The organism is Facklamia sp. P13064, from assembly GCF_050409425.1.
GTDB lineage: Bacteria > Bacillota > Bacilli > Lactobacillales > Aerococcaceae > Facklamia.
This window is the reverse complement of record NZ_JBNUPM010000010.1, coordinates 1-20,968: the sequence shown is the minus strand read 5'-3', so window position 1 is coordinate 20,968 and position 20,968 is coordinate 1. Positions and strand designations below refer to the sequence as shown.

At 34.9% G+C, this 20,968-nt stretch carries 20 protein-coding genes and 3 pseudogenes; 10 read left to right on the top strand and 13 right to left on the bottom strand.

The window, feature by feature from the left end; genetic code table 11:
* Positions 1-11: 11 nt before the first annotated feature.
* The 4 genes from tmk to dnaX form a co-directional block, all read right to left on the bottom strand.
* Positions 12-647 carry a dTMP kinase gene (gene tmk, locus ACQV2S_RS05450; RefSeq protein WP_428873112.1) on the bottom strand — a complete coding sequence of 212 codons (636 nt, stop codon included), beginning with the start codon at positions 645-647 and terminating at the stop codon, positions 12-14.
* 14 nt (positions 648-661) lie between these two features.
* Positions 662-1,258 (bottom strand): recombination mediator RecR, encoded by a 597-nt coding sequence (gene recR / locus ACQV2S_RS05445; protein ID WP_428873111.1) that lies wholly within the window; start codon positions 1,256-1,258, stop codon positions 662-664.
* Between the two features lie 27 nt (positions 1,259-1,285).
* Positions 1,286-1,591, bottom strand: coding sequence for a YbaB/EbfC family nucleoid-associated protein (locus ACQV2S_RS05440; protein WP_428873163.1), 306 nt, complete (start codon positions 1,589-1,591; stop codon positions 1,286-1,288).
* Between the two features lie 316 nt (positions 1,592-1,907).
* Entirely contained in the window at positions 1,908-3,950 is a 2,043-nt protein-coding gene (gene dnaX / locus ACQV2S_RS05435; RefSeq protein WP_428876592.1) for a DNA polymerase III subunit gamma/tau, read from the bottom strand.
* 164 nt (positions 3,951-4,114) lie between these two features.
* Between dnaX and sufC the strand changes: the two genes are divergently transcribed.
* Genes sufC through sufB form a run of 5 tightly spaced genes read left to right on the top strand, consistent with a single transcriptional unit; the run spans position 4,115 to position 9,184 of the window.
* On the top strand, positions 4,115-4,882 hold the full coding sequence (sufC, locus tag ACQV2S_RS05430) for a Fe-S cluster assembly ATPase SufC (protein WP_428873109.1): 768 nt from the start codon (positions 4,115-4,117) through the stop codon (positions 4,880-4,882).
* An 8-nt stretch (positions 4,883-4,890) separates the two neighbouring features.
* A complete protein-coding gene (locus ACQV2S_RS05425; RefSeq protein WP_428885131.1) occupies positions 4,891-6,060 on the top strand; it encodes a SufB/SufD family protein in 1,170 nt (389 codons plus the stop codon).
* Complete coding sequence (locus ACQV2S_RS05420; protein WP_428885130.1) at positions 6,053-7,291, top strand: aminotransferase class V-fold PLP-dependent enzyme; 1,239 nt, start codon at positions 6,053-6,055, stop codon at positions 7,289-7,291. The genes ACQV2S_RS05425 and ACQV2S_RS05420 overlap by 8 nt, the downstream gene beginning before the upstream one ends.
* Positions 7,281-7,790, top strand: coding sequence for a Fe-S cluster assembly sulfur transfer protein SufU (gene sufU / locus ACQV2S_RS05415; protein ID WP_428873106.1), 510 nt, complete (start codon positions 7,281-7,283; stop codon positions 7,788-7,790). The genes ACQV2S_RS05420 and sufU overlap by 11 nt, the downstream gene beginning before the upstream one ends.
* Positions 7,790-9,184, top strand: a complete 1,395-nt coding sequence (gene sufB, locus ACQV2S_RS05410) for a Fe-S cluster assembly protein SufB (RefSeq protein ID WP_428876587.1) — start codon at positions 7,790-7,792, stop codon at positions 9,182-9,184. The genes sufU and sufB overlap by 1 nt, the downstream gene beginning before the upstream one ends.
* A gap of 97 nt (positions 9,185-9,281) precedes the next feature.
* Here the strand turns inward: sufB and ACQV2S_RS05405 are convergent.
* The 5 genes and pseudogenes from ACQV2S_RS05405 to ACQV2S_RS05385 all read right to left on the bottom strand — a co-directional run.
* Positions 9,282-10,334: pseudogene (locus ACQV2S_RS05405) on the bottom strand (site-specific integrase); the annotation flags it as partial.
* 139 nt (positions 10,335-10,473) lie between these two features.
* On the bottom strand, positions 10,474-10,875 hold the full coding sequence (locus ACQV2S_RS05400) for a hypothetical protein (RefSeq protein WP_428885129.1): 402 nt from the start codon (positions 10,873-10,875) through the stop codon (positions 10,474-10,476).
* A 14-nt stretch (positions 10,876-10,889) separates the two neighbouring features.
* Positions 10,890-11,351, bottom strand: a complete 462-nt coding sequence (locus ACQV2S_RS05395; RefSeq protein ID WP_428885128.1) for a hypothetical protein — start codon at positions 11,349-11,351, stop codon at positions 10,890-10,892.
* Positions 11,352-12,230: 879 nt separating this feature from the next.
* A complete protein-coding gene (locus ACQV2S_RS05390) occupies positions 12,231-12,977 on the bottom strand; it encodes a lantibiotic immunity ABC transporter MutE/EpiE family permease subunit (protein ID WP_428885127.1) in 747 nt (248 codons plus the stop codon).
* On the bottom strand, positions 12,974-13,675 hold the full coding sequence (locus ACQV2S_RS05385) for an ATP-binding cassette domain-containing protein (RefSeq protein ID WP_428885164.1): 702 nt from the start codon (positions 13,673-13,675) through the stop codon (positions 12,974-12,976). Before ACQV2S_RS05385 ends, ACQV2S_RS05390 begins: the two co-directional genes overlap by 4 nt.
* A gap of 179 nt (positions 13,676-13,854) precedes the next feature.
* On the opposite strand from ACQV2S_RS05385, the gene ACQV2S_RS05380 reads away from it, so the two are divergent.
* Genes ACQV2S_RS05380 through ACQV2S_RS05365 form a run of 4 tightly spaced genes read left to right on the top strand, consistent with a single transcriptional unit; the run spans position 13,855 to position 16,963 of the window.
* On the top strand, positions 13,855-14,256 hold the full coding sequence (locus ACQV2S_RS05380; protein ID WP_428885126.1) for a lanthionine synthetase LanC family protein: 402 nt from the start codon (positions 13,855-13,857) through the stop codon (positions 14,254-14,256).
* Positions 14,257-14,278: 22 nt separating this feature from the next.
* On the top strand, positions 14,279-14,965 hold the full coding sequence (locus ACQV2S_RS05375; protein ID WP_168427168.1) for a response regulator transcription factor: 687 nt from the start codon (positions 14,279-14,281) through the stop codon (positions 14,963-14,965).
* Positions 14,955-16,328, top strand: a complete 1,374-nt coding sequence (locus ACQV2S_RS05370) for a HAMP domain-containing sensor histidine kinase (protein WP_428885125.1) — start codon at positions 14,955-14,957, stop codon at positions 16,326-16,328. The genes ACQV2S_RS05375 and ACQV2S_RS05370 overlap by 11 nt, the downstream gene beginning before the upstream one ends.
* A gap of 17 nt (positions 16,329-16,345) precedes the next feature.
* Positions 16,346-16,963, top strand: a complete 618-nt coding sequence (locus ACQV2S_RS05365) for a hypothetical protein (RefSeq protein ID WP_428885124.1) — start codon at positions 16,346-16,348, stop codon at positions 16,961-16,963.
* 156 nt (positions 16,964-17,119) lie between these two features.
* Here ACQV2S_RS05365 and ACQV2S_RS05360 read toward each other — a convergent pair.
* The 4 genes and pseudogenes from ACQV2S_RS05360 to ACQV2S_RS05345 all read right to left on the bottom strand — a co-directional run.
* Positions 17,120-18,143: pseudogene (locus ACQV2S_RS05360) on the bottom strand (lysozyme family protein).
* Positions 18,130-19,245, bottom strand: a complete 1,116-nt coding sequence (locus ACQV2S_RS05355) for a hypothetical protein (protein ID WP_428885123.1) — start codon at positions 19,243-19,245, stop codon at positions 18,130-18,132. The pseudogene ACQV2S_RS05360 and the gene ACQV2S_RS05355 overlap by 14 nt, the downstream one beginning before the upstream one ends.
* On the bottom strand, positions 19,211-19,900 hold the full coding sequence (locus ACQV2S_RS05350) for a hypothetical protein (RefSeq protein WP_428885122.1): 690 nt from the start codon (positions 19,898-19,900) through the stop codon (positions 19,211-19,213). Before ACQV2S_RS05350 ends, ACQV2S_RS05355 begins: the two co-directional genes overlap by 35 nt.
* A gap of 12 nt (positions 19,901-19,912) precedes the next feature.
* A pseudogene (locus tag ACQV2S_RS05345) lies at positions 19,913-20,182 on the bottom strand (ATP-binding protein); the annotation flags it as partial.
* A gap of 234 nt (positions 20,183-20,416) precedes the next feature.
* Here ACQV2S_RS05345 and ACQV2S_RS05340 point away from each other — a divergent pair.
* Positions 20,417-20,551, top strand: a complete 135-nt coding sequence (locus ACQV2S_RS05340) for a hypothetical protein (RefSeq protein ID WP_428885121.1) — start codon at positions 20,417-20,419, stop codon at positions 20,549-20,551.
* Positions 20,552-20,968 lie beyond the last annotated feature (417 nt).

Genomic DNA, 20,968 nt, shown 5'->3' with positions numbered 1-20,968 from the left:
CTGATGTATTATTACTTAATCATACCACGTTTTTTTAGAGTTTCGAAGCACTCCAAGCTAACTTGTTCTACACTTTGATTACCATCAATTACCACAATATTTTCCCATTGAGGTATCAAGTCGAGATAGGTTTGTCTGACTCGTTGATGAAAGGCAAGTGCCTCCCGATCGAGGCGATCATACTGTCTACTACCACGAGCTTTCTCGATCCTCTCCAAACCTATGTCAGCAGGAACATCTATTAAAATAGTAAGGTCTGGTAAGTGGTCTTCAATGGCGAACTGGTTAATCTGCCAAACGGCCTCTAAACCGATTGCTCTTGCAACGCCCTGATAGACTAATGAAGACAGCACAAAACGGTCACTAATCACCATTTTCCCCGCTTGAACATTGGGTAAAATTGTTTCACTCAAGTGTTGCCGACGACTTGCTGCATATAGTAAGGCCTCTGTTCGATAGTCCATAGCTGTATTATTAATATCTAAAATGAGTTCGCGAATTTGCTCAGCTATCGGGCTGCCCCCTGGCTCTCTAGTAAATACTGCTTCTACACCTTCTTTTTCAAGCATTGGACCTAAAACTTTGATAATCGAGGTTTTCCCTGATCCATCTGGTCCTTCAAACGCAATAAACTTCCCTTTTGGCATTTGATACTCCTTTATTATAACTCTCTTCGGCCTTCAATGGCACGAAAGAGGGTCATTTCATCTGCGTATTCGATATCGGATCCCACTGATAATCCATGAGCGAGACGCGTTACTTTTATGCCGGCCGGCTTAATCAACCTTGATAAATAAATGGCTGTCGCTTCACCTTCAGCAGTGGCATTAGTAGCTACAATCACTTCTTTCACTTCTTCATCTTGAAGTCTCTTTATTAGTGAGGCAATATTTAAATCCTCAGGTCCTGTGCCTTCCATAGGCGAGAGTACACCTTGCAGGACGTGATAGCATCCGTGAAATTCTTGCATTTTTTCCATCGACATCACATCACGACTATCTTCAACAACTAAAATAATCGATCGATCTCTTGACGAATCACTACAAATCATACATGGGTCTGTATCAGTAATGTTTCCACAAACCGAACAATATTTAAGATCACGCTTAGCGTTTATCAAGGCCTGAGCAAAGTAAGAAACATCTGCTTCAGACATTTCTAAAACATAAAAAGCTAGACGAGCGGCTGTTTTACTTCCGATACCTGGTAATTTAGTGAAGCTATTTATTAATTTGGCAATGGGTGATGGATAATCCATTCCAACTCCCCCTTTCTTTTCTTACTACTAGAAAGGCAAGTTTAGCCCTTTGGTGAATTGGCCCATTTGGTCTTGTGTTGTTTGTTCAACTTCTTGAATCGCATGGTTAATTGTTGCTAAAACTACGTCCTGCAACATTTCGATATCTTCTGGATCAACTAGTTCTGGTTTAATGGTTAATTCTTTGATTTCTTTTTTACCAGTCATAACCACTTTAACTAATTGTTGTGCATCCTCCACCATAAATTCTTTAGCTTCTAGTTCTTTTTGTGTTTTCTCCATCTCTTTTTGCATCTTCTGAACTTGCTTCATCATATTGTTCATATTTGGCATCATTTTGCATCTTCCTTCCATTGTTTCAATATTATTGTAAAATTTGTCTTTTATTTCGACTACGCTTCAATTATAGCATACGGCAATAACTTCTTTCGACTACAAAAGAAGTCTTTTATAATCAAATTAAATAATTCAAATTCACCTCAACTCATACTCCACCTCATACCATTCGTAAAGTATTAATAAACCAAAAGAATCCAAGCGCTTAAACACTTGGATTCTCTATTGACTAACTATCAATTGTAATTCATATTATTTCAGCAGTAAAAGTGATACTTAAAGAATTAATTAAATTCATCACCAACTAATTTTCTTAACGATCATTGTAAATAGTGATATTTTCTTCACCAAAGAGTTCGATGGCTTTTTGGACCGCTGGATTCTCTTGCTCCTGAGTATCCTCTATATCAAAAAATCCCGTTTGCCCATCCGCCGGTTGAATACTTGAACTTTCTCCCTCTTCAATATGGTGAATTTGACTCCGTTGGAATAAAGCTGCTACATCTTCTGCCGGCTCAGGTAATTGAGCTTCAATTGATTCTAACTCTTCATTTTGAGGCCTATTTTTTTCAGTTTGATCAATTTCTGATAAATTATCCTGATTAATGTGACCTGGGGGATTGTCCTGCGAATCTGTCTGATCATTTTGTAGCGAATCAATAGTTCCTTCTGACGGAGTTATACTTTCTTGAACTTTTGATAACTTTTTAGCTAGTTCTATCGGCTTTCTACCATTTTGTTCAAACAAGATTTTGTAATCCCTTCGAATACCAGACCAATCAGCCTGCCACAAATAAGTGAAGTGAATCGCCTTACCTAAACGCTGACTCGCTATATTATTCACCTGATCCATTAAATGACTATCATGTTGAACAATCGCGCATAAATTTTGGTCTTCGAAGGAAATCAAAGCGCAGTCTGGCCCTGCCGCTAACGGTCTAGTATTATTCAAGCGAACTCTTTGGTTAGGAGCTAGTTCAGCTAAAATAGCTGACCACTCTTTTTTTAAATGGTTAATATCTTCTTTAGTTGCTTGATTCAAAACATTATAAATCGCATGTAAGTCGACCACATAATCTTTTTGAGCAAAATCAGGCTTTTTACGCGGAGTTAATTCCGTTTGATTATTAACTCCTTGAGTAGTACTTTTTTGATTATTTATAAGTTCAGCAAGTAATTTTTTTTGTTTTTCTAGTTCCTCTTGTAACAGTCTAATCTGACTTTCTATCTGTCCAGACATTTGAGGCTCTACTTGCTCTACTTCTTCTCTTAGAAGTAGGTCCTGCCCTAATTGTGCTAATTGAACCGTCATAACTTCTAAATAAACTTCTGGTTGTGTAGAAAAACGCATCTTATTTTGCGCTTGATTCAAAAAGTCAATTAACTGATAAAAGAATGCTGGCTCAACATTTTCTTTCAATGGCTGTAATTCTTGGTCAGTTAGCAGTGTATGGTTCTTAATTGAAAATAAACTTAAAAGGACATCTCTAGCAAATAAAATCAGTTCTTCAATAAATCGCCCAGCCTGTTTTCCCTCTTGTAATTGTTCTTCCAAGATCTGCAAGGCTTCTTCTACTCGTGATTGAGCAAGCGCTTGAATATATTGAACATAAACGGTTTGAGCAAAAGAACCGGATACTAACAAAGCCGTTTCAAGTTCTAGGTGATCTTGCCCATAAGAAAGCGCTTGGTCTAGTAGACTTAGAGCATCCCGCATTCCACCGTTAGCTGCTCGAGCAATAACTTTCAACGCTTCAAGATCATAGTCTTGTTGGTCATGGTCCAAAATATATTGCATCCTTCTAATCAAATCAAGGTCTTTAATCCGTTGAAAGTCAAAGCGCTGAGTTCTTGATAAAATAGTGGCCGGTATTTTATGAGGCTCCGTCGTCGCAAGTATAAAAATTACATTGGCAGGAGGCTCTTCTAATGTTTTTAAGAGTGCATTAAAGGCACCAGTTGTTAACATATGAACCTCATCAATAATATATACTTTATTCTTGGCACGTGTAGGAGCATAGCGAACACGGTCTCTCAGGTCACGAATTTCATCAACTCCGTTATTCGATGCCGCATCAATCTCAATCACATCACTAATCTCTCCTGAAGTAATCCCTTGACAAATAGAACATTCATTACAAGGATTTCCATCCGTTGAATTAGGACAATTGACCGCTTTTGCAAGTATCTTAGCAACAGAAGTTTTACCCGTTCCTCTTGGACCTGAAAAGAGATAGGCGTGGCTTAATTGCTGTTTAGCAATCGCATTCCTCAAAGTTTGGGCGATCATTTCTTGCCCGACTAATTCATCAAAAGATTGCGGTCGCCAAACACGGTATAATGCCTGATAACTCATTATTTATAGCCTCCTCCATTTAGTAAACTTATTATATCGAATTTGTCACTGCTTGGCGAATGCTTTTAAAATCTGCCTAAATAGATACTCTAAAATTCAAGATTTTAATCTTCACAATTTATGGTAGAATATAGCTTGTGAAAATGATTAGAAGGAGCGAGTTTATGTCCACACTAGAAATCAAAAATCTACACGTAGAAATTGAAGATAAAAAAATATTAAAAGGTGTTAATTTAACAATTAACACTAATGAAGTGCATGCTATTATGGGACCAAACGGAACAGGTAAGTCTACTCTTTCACAAGCTATCATGGGGCACCCTGACTATACAGTTACACAAGGCCAAGTTCTACTTGATGGTGTTGACCTCTTAGAAATGGAAGTCGATGAGCGTGCTAGAGCCGGTCTGTTTATGGCCGTTCAATACCCAAGTGAGATTTCAGGTGTTACTAATGCCACTCTTATGCGTGAAGCCATCAACTCACGCCGTAAAGAAGATGATCAGATGCCTATTTTTGAATTCTTAGACAAATTAGATGCAAAAATGGCGCTTTTAGATATGTCTGATGAAATGGTTGAACGTTATGTGAATGAAGGATTCTCAGGGGGCGAAAAAAAACGCAATGAAATCCTTCAAATGTTAATGATCGAACCTCGTTTTGCTCTCTTAGACGAGATTGATTCTGGCTTAGATATTGACGCTTTACAAGTTGTATCCAAAGGCATCAACTCTTTACGTGGTGAAGATTTTGGCGCTTTAATTATTACCCACTATCAACGCCTTTTGAACTATGTTGAGCCAGATTTTGTTCATATTATGATGGATGGACGCATCGTGAAATCAGGTGGATCTGAGTTAGCCCTAGAATTAGAAGCCAAAGGGTATAAAGAGATAGCTCTCGAAAACGGCATTGAATTAAATGAAGAGTAGGTGAAAAGATGACTCAACAATTATTCGCACCAACTGTCAACTGGCTTAAGGATATCTTTGACCAAAGTCAACAAGCATTCGAGAATACAAGACTTCCCACCATCGAACGAGCAAAGATCGAAACCTGGCCTTTATTTGTTGAAGCTCAAAGTAGGCTTTCAGTAGCTGAAAGAAAATTAGCTACTCATCCGGACCTTATCATTGCTGATTGGCAAAGCGCTCAAACTGATCACGAAGAACTTTTAAAAAAGTATTTATTCCAAGCAGTTCCTGCTAATCAAGATAAAGTTTCTGCTTTCCAATTAGCTCATTTAAATCACGGCACCTTGATTTATGTTCCTGATAACTATCAAGGCAATGAAACCTTTGAATGGGAGCAAAATTTCGATGATGGAGCCCATCAATATCTACTACTTGCCGTTGGCAAAAACAGTCAGTTTACTTTTTTTGAAAAACTAAAACAAAATCAAGTGGCTAACCATAGTCAAAGCTACACAGTAGAAATCATCCTCGAAGATGGAGCAAACTTGCATTATATGGCTATTGATCAAACGAAAACCGACCAAGCTAGCTATATTCGTCGCCATGCTTTGGCTAAGAACGACGCTCATATTCAATGGTCAATTGGTTCATTTAATGATGGAGCAACGATTGTCGATTTAGCTTCTAATTTAAAAGGTAAAGGTTCACACGCTCATTTATCCGAAGTGGCTATTTCTAATCAAAACTTTAAACAAATTTTAGACACCAAAATCAGTAATTATGGCAACCATTCCATTGGACACATTAACCAAAGAGGTGTTGCCTTAGACCAAGCAGTCCTGACAATGAATGGTATTGGCAAAATTTTCAAAAATGCTAAAAACGCGGATGCTCAACAAGAAAACCGTTTACTCATGCTCTCTGATCAAGCCCGTGGTGATGCTAACCCCATTCTTTTAATTGATGAATTTGAAGTGACTGCAGGACACGCTGCCTCCGTATCCAAGGTAGATGACAGTCAATTATGGTATTTAATGACTCGTGGAGTAAATCGCACTAAAGCAGAATATCTAGTCATCCGTGGCTTCTTAATGCAAACTTTAAATCAAATTAAAGATCCTGAGAGAAGACAAATGATGATTGATGCTTTAGACCAAAAATTAGAAAGCATAAATTCAGGTGATAGCCTTGACTAGACAAAATCTTTTAAAAGTTCGTCAAGAATTTCCTATACTCGATCAAATCGTTAATGATGAGCCACTTATTTACTTTGATAATGCGGCGACTTCCCAGACCCCTCAATCAGTGGTCGAGGCAATTGTTGCCTATTATCAACAGGATAATGCCAATGTTCACCGCGGCGTACATACCCTAAGTGAGCGCGCTACCCAAGCCTTTGAAAAAGGTCGTGAAAAAATTGCGGCTTTTGTCGGGGCAGAAGCCAGTGCCTGCATCTCATTTAGCTCAGGGACAACCGATAGCATCAACAAAATTGCTCGTGGACTCATCGAACCACGCCTTCAAGATAGAGATATCATACTCACAACGCGCTTAGAGCACCATTCCAACCTAGTGCCTTGGCAAGAAGTATGTAAACGCACCGAAGCTAAGCTCAAATTTATGGACCTAACTGCTGATTATCAAGTGGATGTAGAAGCTTTATCACGTAAGTATAAAGATCAGCCAGTCAAAGCAATTGTTATTCAACACTTTTCAAATGTGTTAGGTGTACAGCAACCCATTCAAGCTCTCAGTCAATGGGCCCACCAACAAGGTGCCCTTTTGATTGTTGATGGCGCTCAAGCCAGTCCACATATTCGTTTACATTTGAAGGAATGGGAAGTTGATGCCTATGCATTCTCAAGCCATAAAATGTATGGTCCGATGGGATTGGGGATCACCTATTTAGCTAAAGAACATCATGAAAGCTGCTTACCGGTTAGCTTCGGTGGTGAGATGATTCACCTAGTAGAGGATACTCAATCCAACTACAAACAAGCTCCATGGAAGTTTGAAGCCGGCACCCAGGCAATCGCTCAAGTGGTTGGGTTGACTCAAGCAATTCAGTGGATTGAAGCTATTGGCTTTGATCAAATTCAAGCCCAAGAGAAATTATTAGGCGATAGACTGTATCAAGGAATGAAAGAGTTAGAGGACGTCGTTCTTTATACTCCTGAATCGGCTAAAAGTCATGGTATTCTTTCTTTTAATATTCAGGGAGTCCATCCGCATGATGCTGCAACAGGTTATGATCAATTAGGGATCGCAGTCCGAGCAGGACACCACTGTGCTCAACCCTTGATGCGTCTGCTTGAAACTCCAGCCACTTTAAGAGCCAGCCTGATGGTTTATAATACTCTTGAAGAAGTCGACCGTTTTATAGAAGCTACCAAAGAAATAAAGGAGTTTTTCACTTATGGCACTTAGTCGATTAGACCAACTCTATCGTACGATTGTACTTGACCATTCTTCAAACCCTCATCATCGAGGGCATTTAGAAAAACCTACCCATCAAATGCAATTACTCAACCCAACTTGTGGTGATGCCATTACTGTGGATATGATTGTTAAAGATAATCAGATTGAACAAATTGCTTTTAATGGTGAAGGTTGCACCATTTCTATTTCCTCAGCCAGTATGATGACCGATTTAATGATTGGTAAAACGGTTGATGAAGCCATCCAATTAGTGCATGACTTCAATCAATTAGTAGGTGGAACAATCGGTAACGATGAAGAAGAAAAAGATGAAGCTGAATTACGCAAACAATTAAAAGATGCAGCTATTTTGGCTGGCGTCAAAAATTTTCCAGCCCGTTATAAATGTGCCATTCTTTCTTGGCGAGCCGTCGAGTACGGACTCGATCAAAACCGCAATGAACAATTGCTCCATCAAGATGGCATTGAAAGAAAGGAAGATGAATAATGTCAGAAGTTCCTGTATTAGGTGAATACGAATACGGTTTTAAAGACGATGCTAAAATCCTCTTTTCGACTGGAAAAGGACTTAATGAGCAAGTCATCCGTACGATTTCAAAAGAAAAAGATGAACCCGAGTGGATGCTTGACTTCCGGTTAAAAGCTTATGAAACTTTCCGCAATAAAAAAGTCTCTACCTGGGGCGTTGATTTATCTGATTTAAATTTCGACGATTATATCTACTATCTAAAAGCAACCGACCAACCTGTTCGTACATGGGATGAGGTGCCAGACAAAATTAAAGAAACTTTTGAACGTCTAGGTGTGCCAGAAGCCGAACGGGCTTTCTTAGCTGGAACCAGTGTTCAGTATGAATCAGAAACCGTATATTCGCGAATGAAAGACGAAGTGGATAAATTAGGCATAATCTTTACCGATACCGACTCTGCTTTAAAAGACCATCCCGAACTTTTTAGAGAACATTTTGCCTCAGTCATTCATCCCAATGAAAACTTTCAAACAGCCTTAAACTCAGCTTGTTGGAGTGGTGGATCTTTTATCTATATTCCTAAAGGGGTTAAAGTTGATATGCCACTTCAAGCCTATTTCCGTTTAAACAATTCGAGTGTGGCACAATTTGAACGCACCTTAATTATTGTGGATGAAGGAGCCAGCGTGCATTATGTGGAAGGCTGTACTGCTCCAACTTATTCCGCTACTTCCATGCATACTGGGGTGGTGGAAATCGTAGTTAAGAAAAATGCTACTTGCCGGTATACGACCATCCAAAACTGGTCTAACAACGTTTATAACTTAGTTACCCAACGGGGAACCGTTGCAGAAGGTGGCACCTTGGAATGGGTGGACGGCAACTTAGGCTCTTATAAGACCATGAAGTACCCTTCATGTCGTTTAAATGGAGAGGGTGCAAGAGGTACTGTTTTATCGATTGCCTTTGCCGGCGAGGGACAACATCAACATTCTGGAGCTAAAATCTATCACAATGCTCCAAACACTTCCTCAACCATTGTTTCCAAATCGATTGCTAAAGATGGGGGAAATGTCGATTATATGGGGCAGTTGTACTTTGGGCCTGAAGCTGATGGAGCTAAATCCCACGTAGAGTGCGATACTATTATTATGGATGAAAAATCAAAATCAGATACCATCCCTTTCAATGAAGTACATAACTCGAATGTTTCACTTGAGCACGAAGCCAAGGTATCACGTATTTCTGAAGAACAGCTCTTTTACTTAATGAGTCGTGGTATTAGCGAAGAAAAAGCGACTGAAATGATCATCATGGGCTTTGTCGAACCTTTTGCCAAGGAATTGCCATTAGAATACGCCGTCGAGTTGAATCGTCTGATCGCTTATGAGATGGAAGGCAGTGTTGGGTAATCTCAATTTTAACGTTAGAAATGTTGATTTATCAATGTTTCTAACGTTTCTTTTTTTAGAAAAAGCAAACTAACTACAAAACTAACTACAACGGCGTTTAAAACAAATATTTCTCTTTTTCAATGAATTGTGCGAATCGATCTGCACTTCGTTCTTCACGTTCAGGATAGAAGTAGTTATAGACCTGACGAGTCATTTTAGAATCTTTATGACCGACACGATACATAATATCCTCTAAGCTCATATCGGCCATTGCGCAAAGAGAGACATGTGTCTTTCTAAATTCATGAAGAGTAATTCGTTTTAAATTGTATTTAGTTGCAATTACATCGTACCAATCATTGGCTTGACCAGGACGACAAAATTTATTTTCTCTATTTGCGAAGACAAGTTGATGTTTATCGGTTGTTTTGAAGCCTAAAATATTAAACTCGAATTTTTGTCTGATTTGCCATTTCTTCAACATTGTCATTGTCTCTGTATCAATCGAGATTGTTCTTTTTCCAGCAGTTGTTTTAGCACTTTGGCTAGCTACTTTAGTCACTTTAGTATTAGGACTGCTTTCAACCTCAGCTAAGGTTTTACTGATCGTCAATTTTTTACTATCAAAATTAATGTCATTCCATTCCAATGCAAGTATTTCTAACTTTCTGGCGCCTGTATAAGATAGAACACGAAAGTAAGTCTCTATTTTCATGTTGCCATGTTTTTTACAGGATTCTAGGAAAATAGCTAATTCTTTTGGTGTATAAACAGTCATTGTTTCTGTAGCCACTGAATTTTCATCAATTTCTTGACGTTTGATTGGTTCGGTTTTTCGCATTGGGTTTTCATGGATAAGTTCCTGCTGTACGTCATATTACAAAATCTGAGCAACAGCTCGCCGAAAATAATAGGCTTGTTTATATCCATCTCTAATCCAACGCCGATTGACTTGAGTACAAAATCGTACGGAAATATCTTTCAGCACTTTATCACCAAAATATTCCAATGCATGATCTTCAATCACTCTTCTTGTTATCATGATAGTAGAAGGTTTCACTTTCAAGCGGTATTGTTCAATAAATTCTTCGTAAAGCTCTTTAAAAGTAATGTTACCATTCATTTTGAGCGTATTTTTATCAAAATCAAGTGGTTGAAACTGTTGGTATAAATGCACCATTGCTTCACGATCACCTTTTTGAGCTTTAATTGCTAAAGAAGTAAGAGTTTCCATATTCTATTCCTCCCATAGGTAATTTATTAATTTTCTATGGGAGGGAGGAGCTCGTATATGAACGAATCGGAGATTATCTTTTCATTAACCCCTTTAACTTTTCTAATAACCTTTTCTTGTAAATAGAAATTGCCTGCTGTGATATTTCCTTTTCTTGTGCAAGTTCAGTATCACTTTTTTTTATAACATATTTTTCTAGCAGAAATCTCTTTTCTTTAATATTAAGTTGTTTGATTGCTTTCATAAGCATTTCATTTTCAAAATACGTTTCAAGGTTTTTCAAGTCAAGTAATGGCATATTGGTAATATTAAAATAGTTATCTGTGTAAGAAGAATCGAGCATGATATCTTGAAAATCGGTAAGGAGTAGTCGAGTGGAGTAGTTCCTCTTTTTTCTATAATAGTTGTTTGCATGATAGTGTATACCTATATGAATGTATTTTTTTAGTTTGTTATCGCTTGGAGTACTGGCCATGTAAACTACCTCCTTTATCTATGTGATTTTTCCGTATGTCTATACTGCCAAAAACCTCTATGAACTTTTTCAACAGGCAAGTTATTATCGTCTACCATTTTTGGTAAAATGTTATTTACTAGGTTTTTATAACCTAAATTGAAATGTAGATTTTTAGTGACTACAGAATAAATTTGTGAGGCATTCATTGGTATACCAGAAGTTTTCAGGACATCGCAAATATCCTTAGAAATAATGTCATAGGGGATAGAAGAAGGCTTTATTTTTTGATCATTAAATTTTGCGTAATCAATTTCTTTCTTTGGAATAATAGTCGTCTTAGTGTACGGTGGTCCTTCAGAAATAGTATTTTCAATTTCTTCTATTTGGTTTAATCGTTTTTCGATTGCCCCATAAAGACTGGTAATTGCTTTTCTTTCATGGATCAGTTCAACTATAAGCTTCATCAACGCTCTTTTTTCTTCTAATAAATTCAAAATAATCACCTCTTTATTAATAAAAGGTTTTAAAGCTATCTAATAACAACAAAAAAACTATCAATTATATTTTGATAGTCTTTTGGCTGTTTCATTAAATTAAAATTAGATGACGATAGTTATTTATATCAACAGACTATTTTCTGAATAAAGATACACAAATAATTATGAATACAAGAAAGCAAATTATTGGGGAGACCAAAAGAACATAGCTGAAATTAGTGTGTTCATAAAAAAAATCAACTAGGGATTTATTGTTAATGCTTATTGTAATAAAGCGGATTCCCCATGTAAAAGGAAAGAGTATCCAAATTCCATTGCCTAAGGCTGTTAGACCTACTATAGCTGTTAATAACGAGGAGATCAATCCTATAAAAAGAGTCGTAATAAGACTACAAATGATGCTAAGGAAAAAGTATATTATATATGAAGTTATAAAAGATATCCATGTTAAGGCAAAACCGTAAAAAAAATGAGAGTAGAAAACAATAGAAGATACATTGAATGTAAACTTAAGTAACATAATTGTGAGGAACGAATTAAATAGAAATACAAAACTAATCACTAAATACGAAAAGATAAACTTTTGAGATAATAAAAAGTAATAGTGATGATTTAATCCAAAGATGTTTTTGAAGTTTCCAGCTTCTCGCTCACAGTTATTCATTAATGCTACTATGAAACTTACAGTAAAAGGTAATAAGAAATTGAGAATAGAAAAGTAATTAGAATAAAAGCTACTTTCGGATACTCTTTGGTGTGTAAAAAAGATGTATCCAAAAATTAATAGATTAAACAAGATTGGAAAGCTATACAAAGTTGTTCTAAAAGGTGAATTTTTTGTTTTAAGCCATTCGGCACTAAAAGAAAAAGTCATTATTATTCACTCTCCCTAGTTCGAGATAAGATTAGTGGAACACTTATATAAAGAATAATGAAAATCAAAAGAGCAAGTCCAAGCCCAGGGTAGACTATTGAAGTAGAGTTTAACGGATCATTTTCTTGTAGTAACGTGCCATTTGGATTTGTTCTAATTATTGGAGTGATCAAACGTAGTGACCATCCCCAAGGACTTATATACCAATGGTTTCCTACCGCGGTGAAAATGCCTGTTACAATACCAAAAAGATTTACAATAATTGATAAAATTGGTGTTGTTAGTTGTGCCAATAAAATTGAGAGTGGAATAATAAATAATGTAGTGATCCAGAGAACTAGTGATGCTAATAATACATTCGTAATGATAATATTTGATGAATCATACATGATGAACTCTAAAATTATGGTCAAAAGAGCTATCAAAATGTTAGCTGTCAATGAGTAAGTTGCTAAGGTAATTAATTTTGTTTTCCAGAACATATTTTGGTTTAACAAATAATAATAATTCTGAGTGTGAGTTTCCTTTTCTCTTTGTATTGATTGATAACCCAAAACTGCCAATCCTATGGGTAAAAAAAGTGTTGGCCACCAGTTATAAATGAGGGGTACAAAAAAATTTATATCGAAATACATAAATTGAGAAAATGGAATACAGATTAGTACAACCATCAGTGGGAACCACATAAAGAAAAAATGACTGAAAGAACGTTTTCCCTTGATATATTCAGCGGCTATATAGTTTTTCATTTTGTTTTCACCACATCTCCTTCAGAGTCTATTCTGTCCAGAAAGAAATCTTCTAAATTAGTATTGTCAGGTATCGTCCCTTCATATTTCAAACTACCAGCATTCATAATTCCAACGTAGTTAGTCATATGCTGAATTTCATTTAGATTATGACTGGACACTATAACTGTAATTCCAAGCTTAGGAAAGGACTTAATTAAATCTCGAAGTTGCTTAATGCCAATGGGATCTAAACCGTTTGTGGGTTCATCCAAAATGAGTAATTCAGGTTGTCTTATTAATGCGGCTGCAATGCCTAGTCGTTGCTTCATTCCTAGAGAAAATTTAGCAACGATTTTTTTCCCAGTATTTTCTAAATCAACAAGATGTAAAACTTCTTTAATTCGCTCTTTTTTCAACCCAAAAAGTTTTACTAAAACTAAAAGATTTTCTTCAGCTGTTAGGTTCTTATACAATGCAGGATCTTCAATCAATGATCCAATTGTAGGAATATTATTTGCTTCTTCAGTAATTATTATTTCCCCACTTGTAGGTTTTAAACTACCTGTTAGCATTTTTAAGGTTGTTGATTTTCCAGCTCCATTTGGCCCAACTAAACCATAAATCGAATTTTTTTTTACACTTATAGAGAGTGAATTAACAACGACTTGTCTGCTAAATTCTTTTGTTAAACTCTCTGTTTTTAATAGTAAACCCATATGTTCCATGCTCCTCTCCTAATTGAGTGATTTTAGTTTAACAACAAATAATAACTTTTTTATAAACAAATAAAAAAAGAGATAGTTTATAAAAACTTTACATTCTATGTTTATACTTCAAATTGTAATCGGTTACTGATATAAAAAATGTGAAGGAGTGATCAAAGTGCCTAAGTATATTGAAAGCTTCACAAGCTTTAAAAAATAAGAAACTTTTGAATATAGCTTGTGAAACTATGGAAGCAGCTATTGATTCTGAAATTGGGCTTATATCACCAACATTTTGCCATGGTTATATTGGTGTCTCATATATTTATAAGAAATTTTATGAAAATACCAAAATTGAGGCGTTCAATCTTGAGTCTAAGCGATTGATGAATGAAACTATATCTTTTTACGATGAAAAACTTCCATTTGGATTTCCTAATTGGGAGCACAATACAAACGATCAAAATCAACAAGAGATGAAAATGATTAATACTATTGGTATACTTGATGGTGTAACTGGTGTATTGCTTCCTATTTTGTCTATGATAGGGAATAAAGAGACCAATTGGGATGCAGTATTTTTACTTGATTAGACAAACAATGGTGGAGATTTTTATGATTGAGATTATTTATGTTGATGATGATATTCAAATCACAGATTTGGTAAAACAATATTTAGAAATGAATAACTATAAAGTGACTGTTGTTCATTCATTTCAGGAATTAGATGAGATAGATATTTCATATTTTGATTTAATGCTATTGGATGTTATGCTGCCCAATATTAATGGTATTAATATCTGTAAACGTATCCGGGATACTATTTCATACCCAATTATTTTTATTAGCGCTTTAGGATTAGAAGAAGATATTATTAGCGGTTTAGAAAGTGGTGGAGATGATTACATTACTAAACCATTTAGCTTAAAGCAGTTAAAAGTAAAGATAGATAGCCATCTAAGAAGAGAAAATAGAAACAATCTTCCCCGAAAAATGATCCGTACTCAAAACGTAGTTTTGAATAAAGAAAAAAAGCAGATTGTTGTAAATGATACTATTGTTGTATTCCCTAAGAAAGAATATTTAGTTATAGAGAAATTAATTAGTAATATCGGAAGTGTTATAAGTAAAGATCAAATTTTCGAAACAATTTGGGGATATGATAGCGAAAGTAGTTTAAGTACAGTTACTGAACACATCAAAAAAATTAGATCTAAATTAGCTGAACATGATTCTAATTTTTCATACATACAGACCAAATATGGATTGGGTTATATTTGGGAGCCTAAATATGAAAAATAACTATTCACTTAAGCGTTCATTCAACTTATTGGTCATAAAAGTAGTTACATCTACAGTTGCTTTGTTTTTTGTAATACTTATATTTTGGTTAATTTGGTTATCTGTATTCCCTAGAAATTATTATGAAAAAGTTTATTCGGAGTCTTTTTTAAAATCTGTAGAGAAAGAAATCCCCAATCTTTTATTAGGCGAAAACAGGGATATTCCCAATAAAGATTCTAAATTTCAATATTTGATAACTATTGATGGGAAGAAACAAATCAAAAGTGATGATTTTCCAAATAATGGTATTAAGTTGAACGAAACGTCTAATGGTACTCACTCATTTGTGGAAAATAATGAAATGTATTCTTTTAAAGTATTTGATCATTATCCTACTGTCAAAATATTAATGATTTATCCTGCCTTTTCAACAGGCAATCAGGTAGTAGATTATATAAATGTTGTATTTCAATATTTTATAGTAGCTAGTCCATTTATGTTATTTATTATTTTTCTTAGCATTTTTACTACTAAACTATATCGAGCGATTCGGTCAAAATTTAAAATAGTAGAAACTCATTTAAAAGAGATTGAAGAGGGGGATTTATCAACGCCACTACCCGATTTTAATGACAAAGAATTTGGTGAATTATCTAGACAGGTCAATAAAATGAGGATTGAATTAAACAATTTATTAGATGAATCTCGAAAAAAATCAATTGTACAGAAACAATTATTTTCTTCTATTGCACATGATGTAAGAACACCATTAACTATAATCAATGCTGAAACTGAATTATTAGAGATGTTATCAGAAGATTCCGCTGTGCTGGAAAGATGTTCTGTGATTGCTTCTGAAGTTTCTAGAATCGATAAATTATTAACTGAGTTGCTCAAAATAACTCGTTTAAACACTGATAGCTATACTTTGAAATATGAAGAACTTAACATAATTGATATTTTACATTCGACTATATTAGAGTTCTCTTCGTTATGTAAAATGAATGAAATTAAAATCCGAGAAAATTACAAAGACAATTTGATAACCATATATTGTGATCAACTAATGATTACAAGGATTATTCAAAATGTTTTATCAAATGCAGTTGAACATGTAGACATAGGTGGAGAAATTGAATGTTCGGTTATCCAAACTCTTTCAGAAACTACAATTTCTATTAGTAATACAGATTCTCTATTTTCAGATGAGTATTTAAAGGGGGAGTTCATTCCATTTTATTCCGATAAATGTCAAAGGGAAAAAGAGCATTTTGGGCTAGGTTTATATATGTCAGATTTGATGATAAAAAAAATGAATGGTTTAATCTCCATAAAAAATGAAAATCAACAAGCAACCGTGATTATCACACTAAAAAAATGAAGGAAGGTGAATAAATAGTGAAAAAATTAATTAGCACATTGTTAGCGTTTGTGATAGTATTACTCCTTTTAATGCCATTTTCTGAGGTTTCGGCATCATCAATTCCTGAAACAATAGATTATTGGGTAACACCAAAGGTAGTTCACATTAAAAACGATGATTTATTAAAATCATATCTGGCTTTAGACTACAATAACAATACGAGACAAATGGTATGCGCTTCAAAAGATCGATACACATTAAACTATGATTCTAATATTTCTATTTCAGATAAATCAATGAGTGTAGAAATAATCGGACATGTATTTCCTAACACTGTTGCTAATTATCTTCCCGGATGGTTAGCATTAATTATACAAAATCATACTTCTGTCATTGATTCTGGTGAAAAATCGATAGATCGGGATCGCTGGGTGTGGGATTCAATCGCATTTGTATTAGGTGATTATAATCAAATTACTTCAGAAGCAAGAAATGATGAAGTAAAAACAAATCAAGAAATTGTAGATGGTATCTATAATCAAAACAGAATGACTGTGTCTTGCAAATTAGATAAAGATATTATGTTGAAAGTTGTAACTGATATTCAAAATAATGATGTAGATCCAATTTTATTAGAAGTTTTCGAAGGCTGAAAACCATAGATAGATGCATAAATTCTAAAATGAATAAAAAGTAAAACCCAAATTTTCTCATGAGGTATTTGGGTTTTATATGATTTTGCGCTATTTTTATTGAACATGAATAATTTATGTTAAATTGAAAACTTTTGAAAAACTATGTGAATAAAGTCAAGGTGTCCCATACCCCATAATATAAGGGCTGTTTTTTTTATAATTTTGTTTTGCAATCATATCACCAGAATTTCCTTCAAGTGTGTAAACAACTTCATTTTCCACTTTCTCAACAATCCCAACATGGTCACTGATAGAATCACCATCCCAATCAAAAAAGATATATTACCACTTTTAGGAAGATTCCCTCCTTCTAGCCATTGATTTTTAGCTTTAAAGTTTTCAATACCTGTTGGGCAATAGGCTAAACGTTCCATTTTAACCCCAACTTTTTCCGCATTATAAGAAACAAAAATAGCGCACCATTCTACACGTCCATCAAAGCCATACCATTGCCAATATTTCGTTCCACCCTCATGTGTTCCTTCATCCAATTCTTTAAGTGCTGCCTTTACAATTGCTGCATTCCCTTGACTATTGTTGTTGGAAGTAGACGTGATGTATTGCTTAACAATTTGAGCATAAAACATATTGCCGTACGCATAACGATAATCATAGCCTAAGCTGACAGCTATAGGATTAGTGTAAGTGATTGTTTTTCCACCTGCTTGAGTTTTTGAGAATTGAATTGCATTATCCAGAGAGTAGCTCTTACCTGAATGACTTAGAAAGCCACCGCCAAAATTATAGGCTTGTACAATATTTAAAACATCGTAATCACGATGTCCTTTCCACATATCTGCAAAATATTTTACGCCAACCTCAATAGATTCGTTTGGATCTTGAATTGAATTTGGTTGTTTTCCTTGGCTTTCGGAACATTGCATTATATCGGGATATTTTTCTGAATTTCCACCTGATTCTGCCATAATGATTCCTAATAAGTAAGGAACCGCTTCTGGAATTTCATTTTTAGTAACTTCTTTTGTGACTTTATCTTTCTAACGAAGCACTACTTCTGGCAGGTTTTGTCCTTCTTCGGAGGCTGTGTGTGTAGTAGAAGAACTACTGCCAGCGATGAGCATAAAAAAACGAAAAAGAAGCCCAAAAAAAGCAAGGGAAATAACTTACGCATTTTCATAGGCTTGTTCCTCACTAAATTCTGGCGTAGTATAGGTTTCTTTCCTTAGATGACTGATTTCTTTTTCTAGTTGCTGAGCTTCTTGTTCTGAATCTGGAGAAGGGAGGTGTGGCTCTGTTTCTGATGAGTCGTCCTTTACATTGCTTGTTTCAATGACTGATTCAACAGGTATTTCTGTTTCATCTGTTAAAGCATCTGGGCTAAGCAAATGATCATCAACCTCTTCTGTAGGTAATGCGGTTTCAGCGAGTAATGGCTCTGTATTTGAGACAGAACCAGGAGTTTTCTCAACAGGATAGTTAAATGATTCTTCTGAGTCGTTTGCATCAAAAGTATCGGTAGGAAGTGGTTCTTCTTTGGACTCCATTGGTTGTTTATCAAAAGGCATTGTCGTTTGATAAAGAGAAGTTTCTTCCTCCCCAGCTTGCACTAATAAATTATCCTGTAGTTCATTTTGACGATAAGCGTGATCTAGCTCTATACCTGATCGAAGATAATCATTTTCTGCGGTTTGTGTTTTATAGTCTTGTTCAGCATAGCGATTTTGCTGATCTTCTTTTTGTGCTCGTTGTTGTTGCCTTTCTTGAATAGCTTGTTTTGGGTTGAAAGAAAAGTCTTTTAACTCTGCTTTACCTTTCGTCAATGAACGAACAATCTGTCCTTTATTCTTCCAGATAAATAGCCCCAACAAAACTTTGACAAACAGTCCCACAATCATAGTGACAATGTTTGTGACAACAAAAAAAGTATCTAACAAATTTAAAATAGAGAACAAGAGACCAAAACCGAATCCAATCCCTATCTTTGAAGCAAACAGTGTTCCTAATAACATGAAGCCATTTTTTAACAGATGGTGCATATTTGGAATCAAAGCTAAAAATAGTATTGAAGGAAAGAGAAAGAGGATGCCGTAAATTAATAGCTGGATTAAAATGTTTGCAACTCCGATAATTAGTACAGCCGTTCCAATCACGATTAGCATAATAAATGTATTTAATAAAACAGCAACTTTTTCGGTCATACGATCTGAGGTGAGATAAGAACTTTTTTCGGAGTCTTTTTTTATTTTATCTGCAATTTCGTCTGTCTTTTTTTTGATCAAATGTTTCGCCACTTTTAACGAGATAGGATTCAAATTGCTCTTTTGATACGTCTGTTTTTCCAAAGTTGAGTAAAGCATACGGTTTAATAACAAATTCATCAAAAATGAGATTTCGGATATTACTTGTTCCGTCTAGTTGTTGATTTGATCCAAGTAACTTTTCTTTGATATTGCCAGTGTTTTTTGTTAGACTACCACTTGTTAAATCAACTAACTGTCCTTGCACATTTTGAGAAAGGGTATTCACTTCTTGAACTTTGTTGGCACCATCGGCAAAGAAGGTCATACTGCCAACGTAGATTAAGGTGAATATACCAAAACGAATTAATGCCTTGCTGATTCCTTTTTCAAAAAAATCCTTCACTGAAATGACAATCACAAATGTAAAAAGGAGAATCCCTACAACACTGAATAATTTGTTGTAAATAGCACCGGTAGTAGAGAATAAATCTGGTAATACTCCTTCTAATAAATTTAAACTAAAGAGTTTGTCTATCACATAATCTAATGCCAGAACAAGGTATTTGATTAAGCCAAAGGCAATATTGAGCAACGCATTTAGCACACTTTTTAAATTTTCATTGATGCTAAACCAGCCGCCTTTTTCAAAAAAAGATTGGAAACTGTCAATATCAAATAAATCTTTTAGTAACATAGCAGCTCCTTTCTAAGCGCTAAAGGTTGTTTCCACATCTGCACTTGTATTTTTTTTGACCGTTTGCAGCATTTGATGGATTTCTTCATAAGGACAGTAGACAAGCATTTTACCAACACGTCCTCGTAAATCTAAATAAAGGCAATGATATTTTGGTAGATTTTTTAACCACTCAATATTCTCATTAGTGATTTCTAATCCTAAATGATGAAGAATATCTTCTCGTTCATCTTTATCATCGTAAGCAAAAATTCGTCCAAAGTTTCCTGTATCATCTTCTTCGCGATTAAAACAAATATTTCTCTCTTAAAATAAGAGTTATATCTTCTAAAATTTCTTGATGATAAACACTAATCAGCTTTATATATTACTTGACAAAATTATTTTGCCATCTTGAGTTAATTATTTGTATATTCAGAGTGACAAAACTTCTATTCATATACTTGAAAGTTTATGAACATTGAATTTTAAAAATTTTACACATTGCTACTTTAAAGATAAAAGGAAGTGCTAGTGGTGTTCTTGTTAATTATTATTGGTCTTTTATTAATAATCATTGGTATTCAACTTAGAAGAGGAAAATGGTACGGAATAGTTGCTGGGAATAATTTTAAAGACAACCCGATTGAAATTCAAAAAAAGGTGCAGTAGGAGCTTCGTCTATTACTTTACTCGTAGGTAGCTTTTTAATAATTATTTATATTTTAGATTTTTTTGGTATTCAAACTGGGTTTTTAATCATTCCCGTACTTGTAATAGTGATACCGTATTCTTTTTTTTCTATATATAAATATCTTAAACACTTCATTAAATATGGAGAATAATGACTCTATTTAGTTAGAAAAAGAGTGTCAGAAAATCTACCCTCAAAAATTAGAGGTTCAGTTGTACTGTGACCTCCAAAAGATAGCAAGTTTAAACAGTTAATTTTGATATTTTAAAATAAGTGTGTCAACCGTAAATGAAAATGTCCTGAAATTTTAAAAATTTGCGGGATAAAATTACCGCGCTTCGCTTGGTGAACTCGAGGAAAAAGTGAGAATTTCTATTCTCATCTTTTTCCTCGAG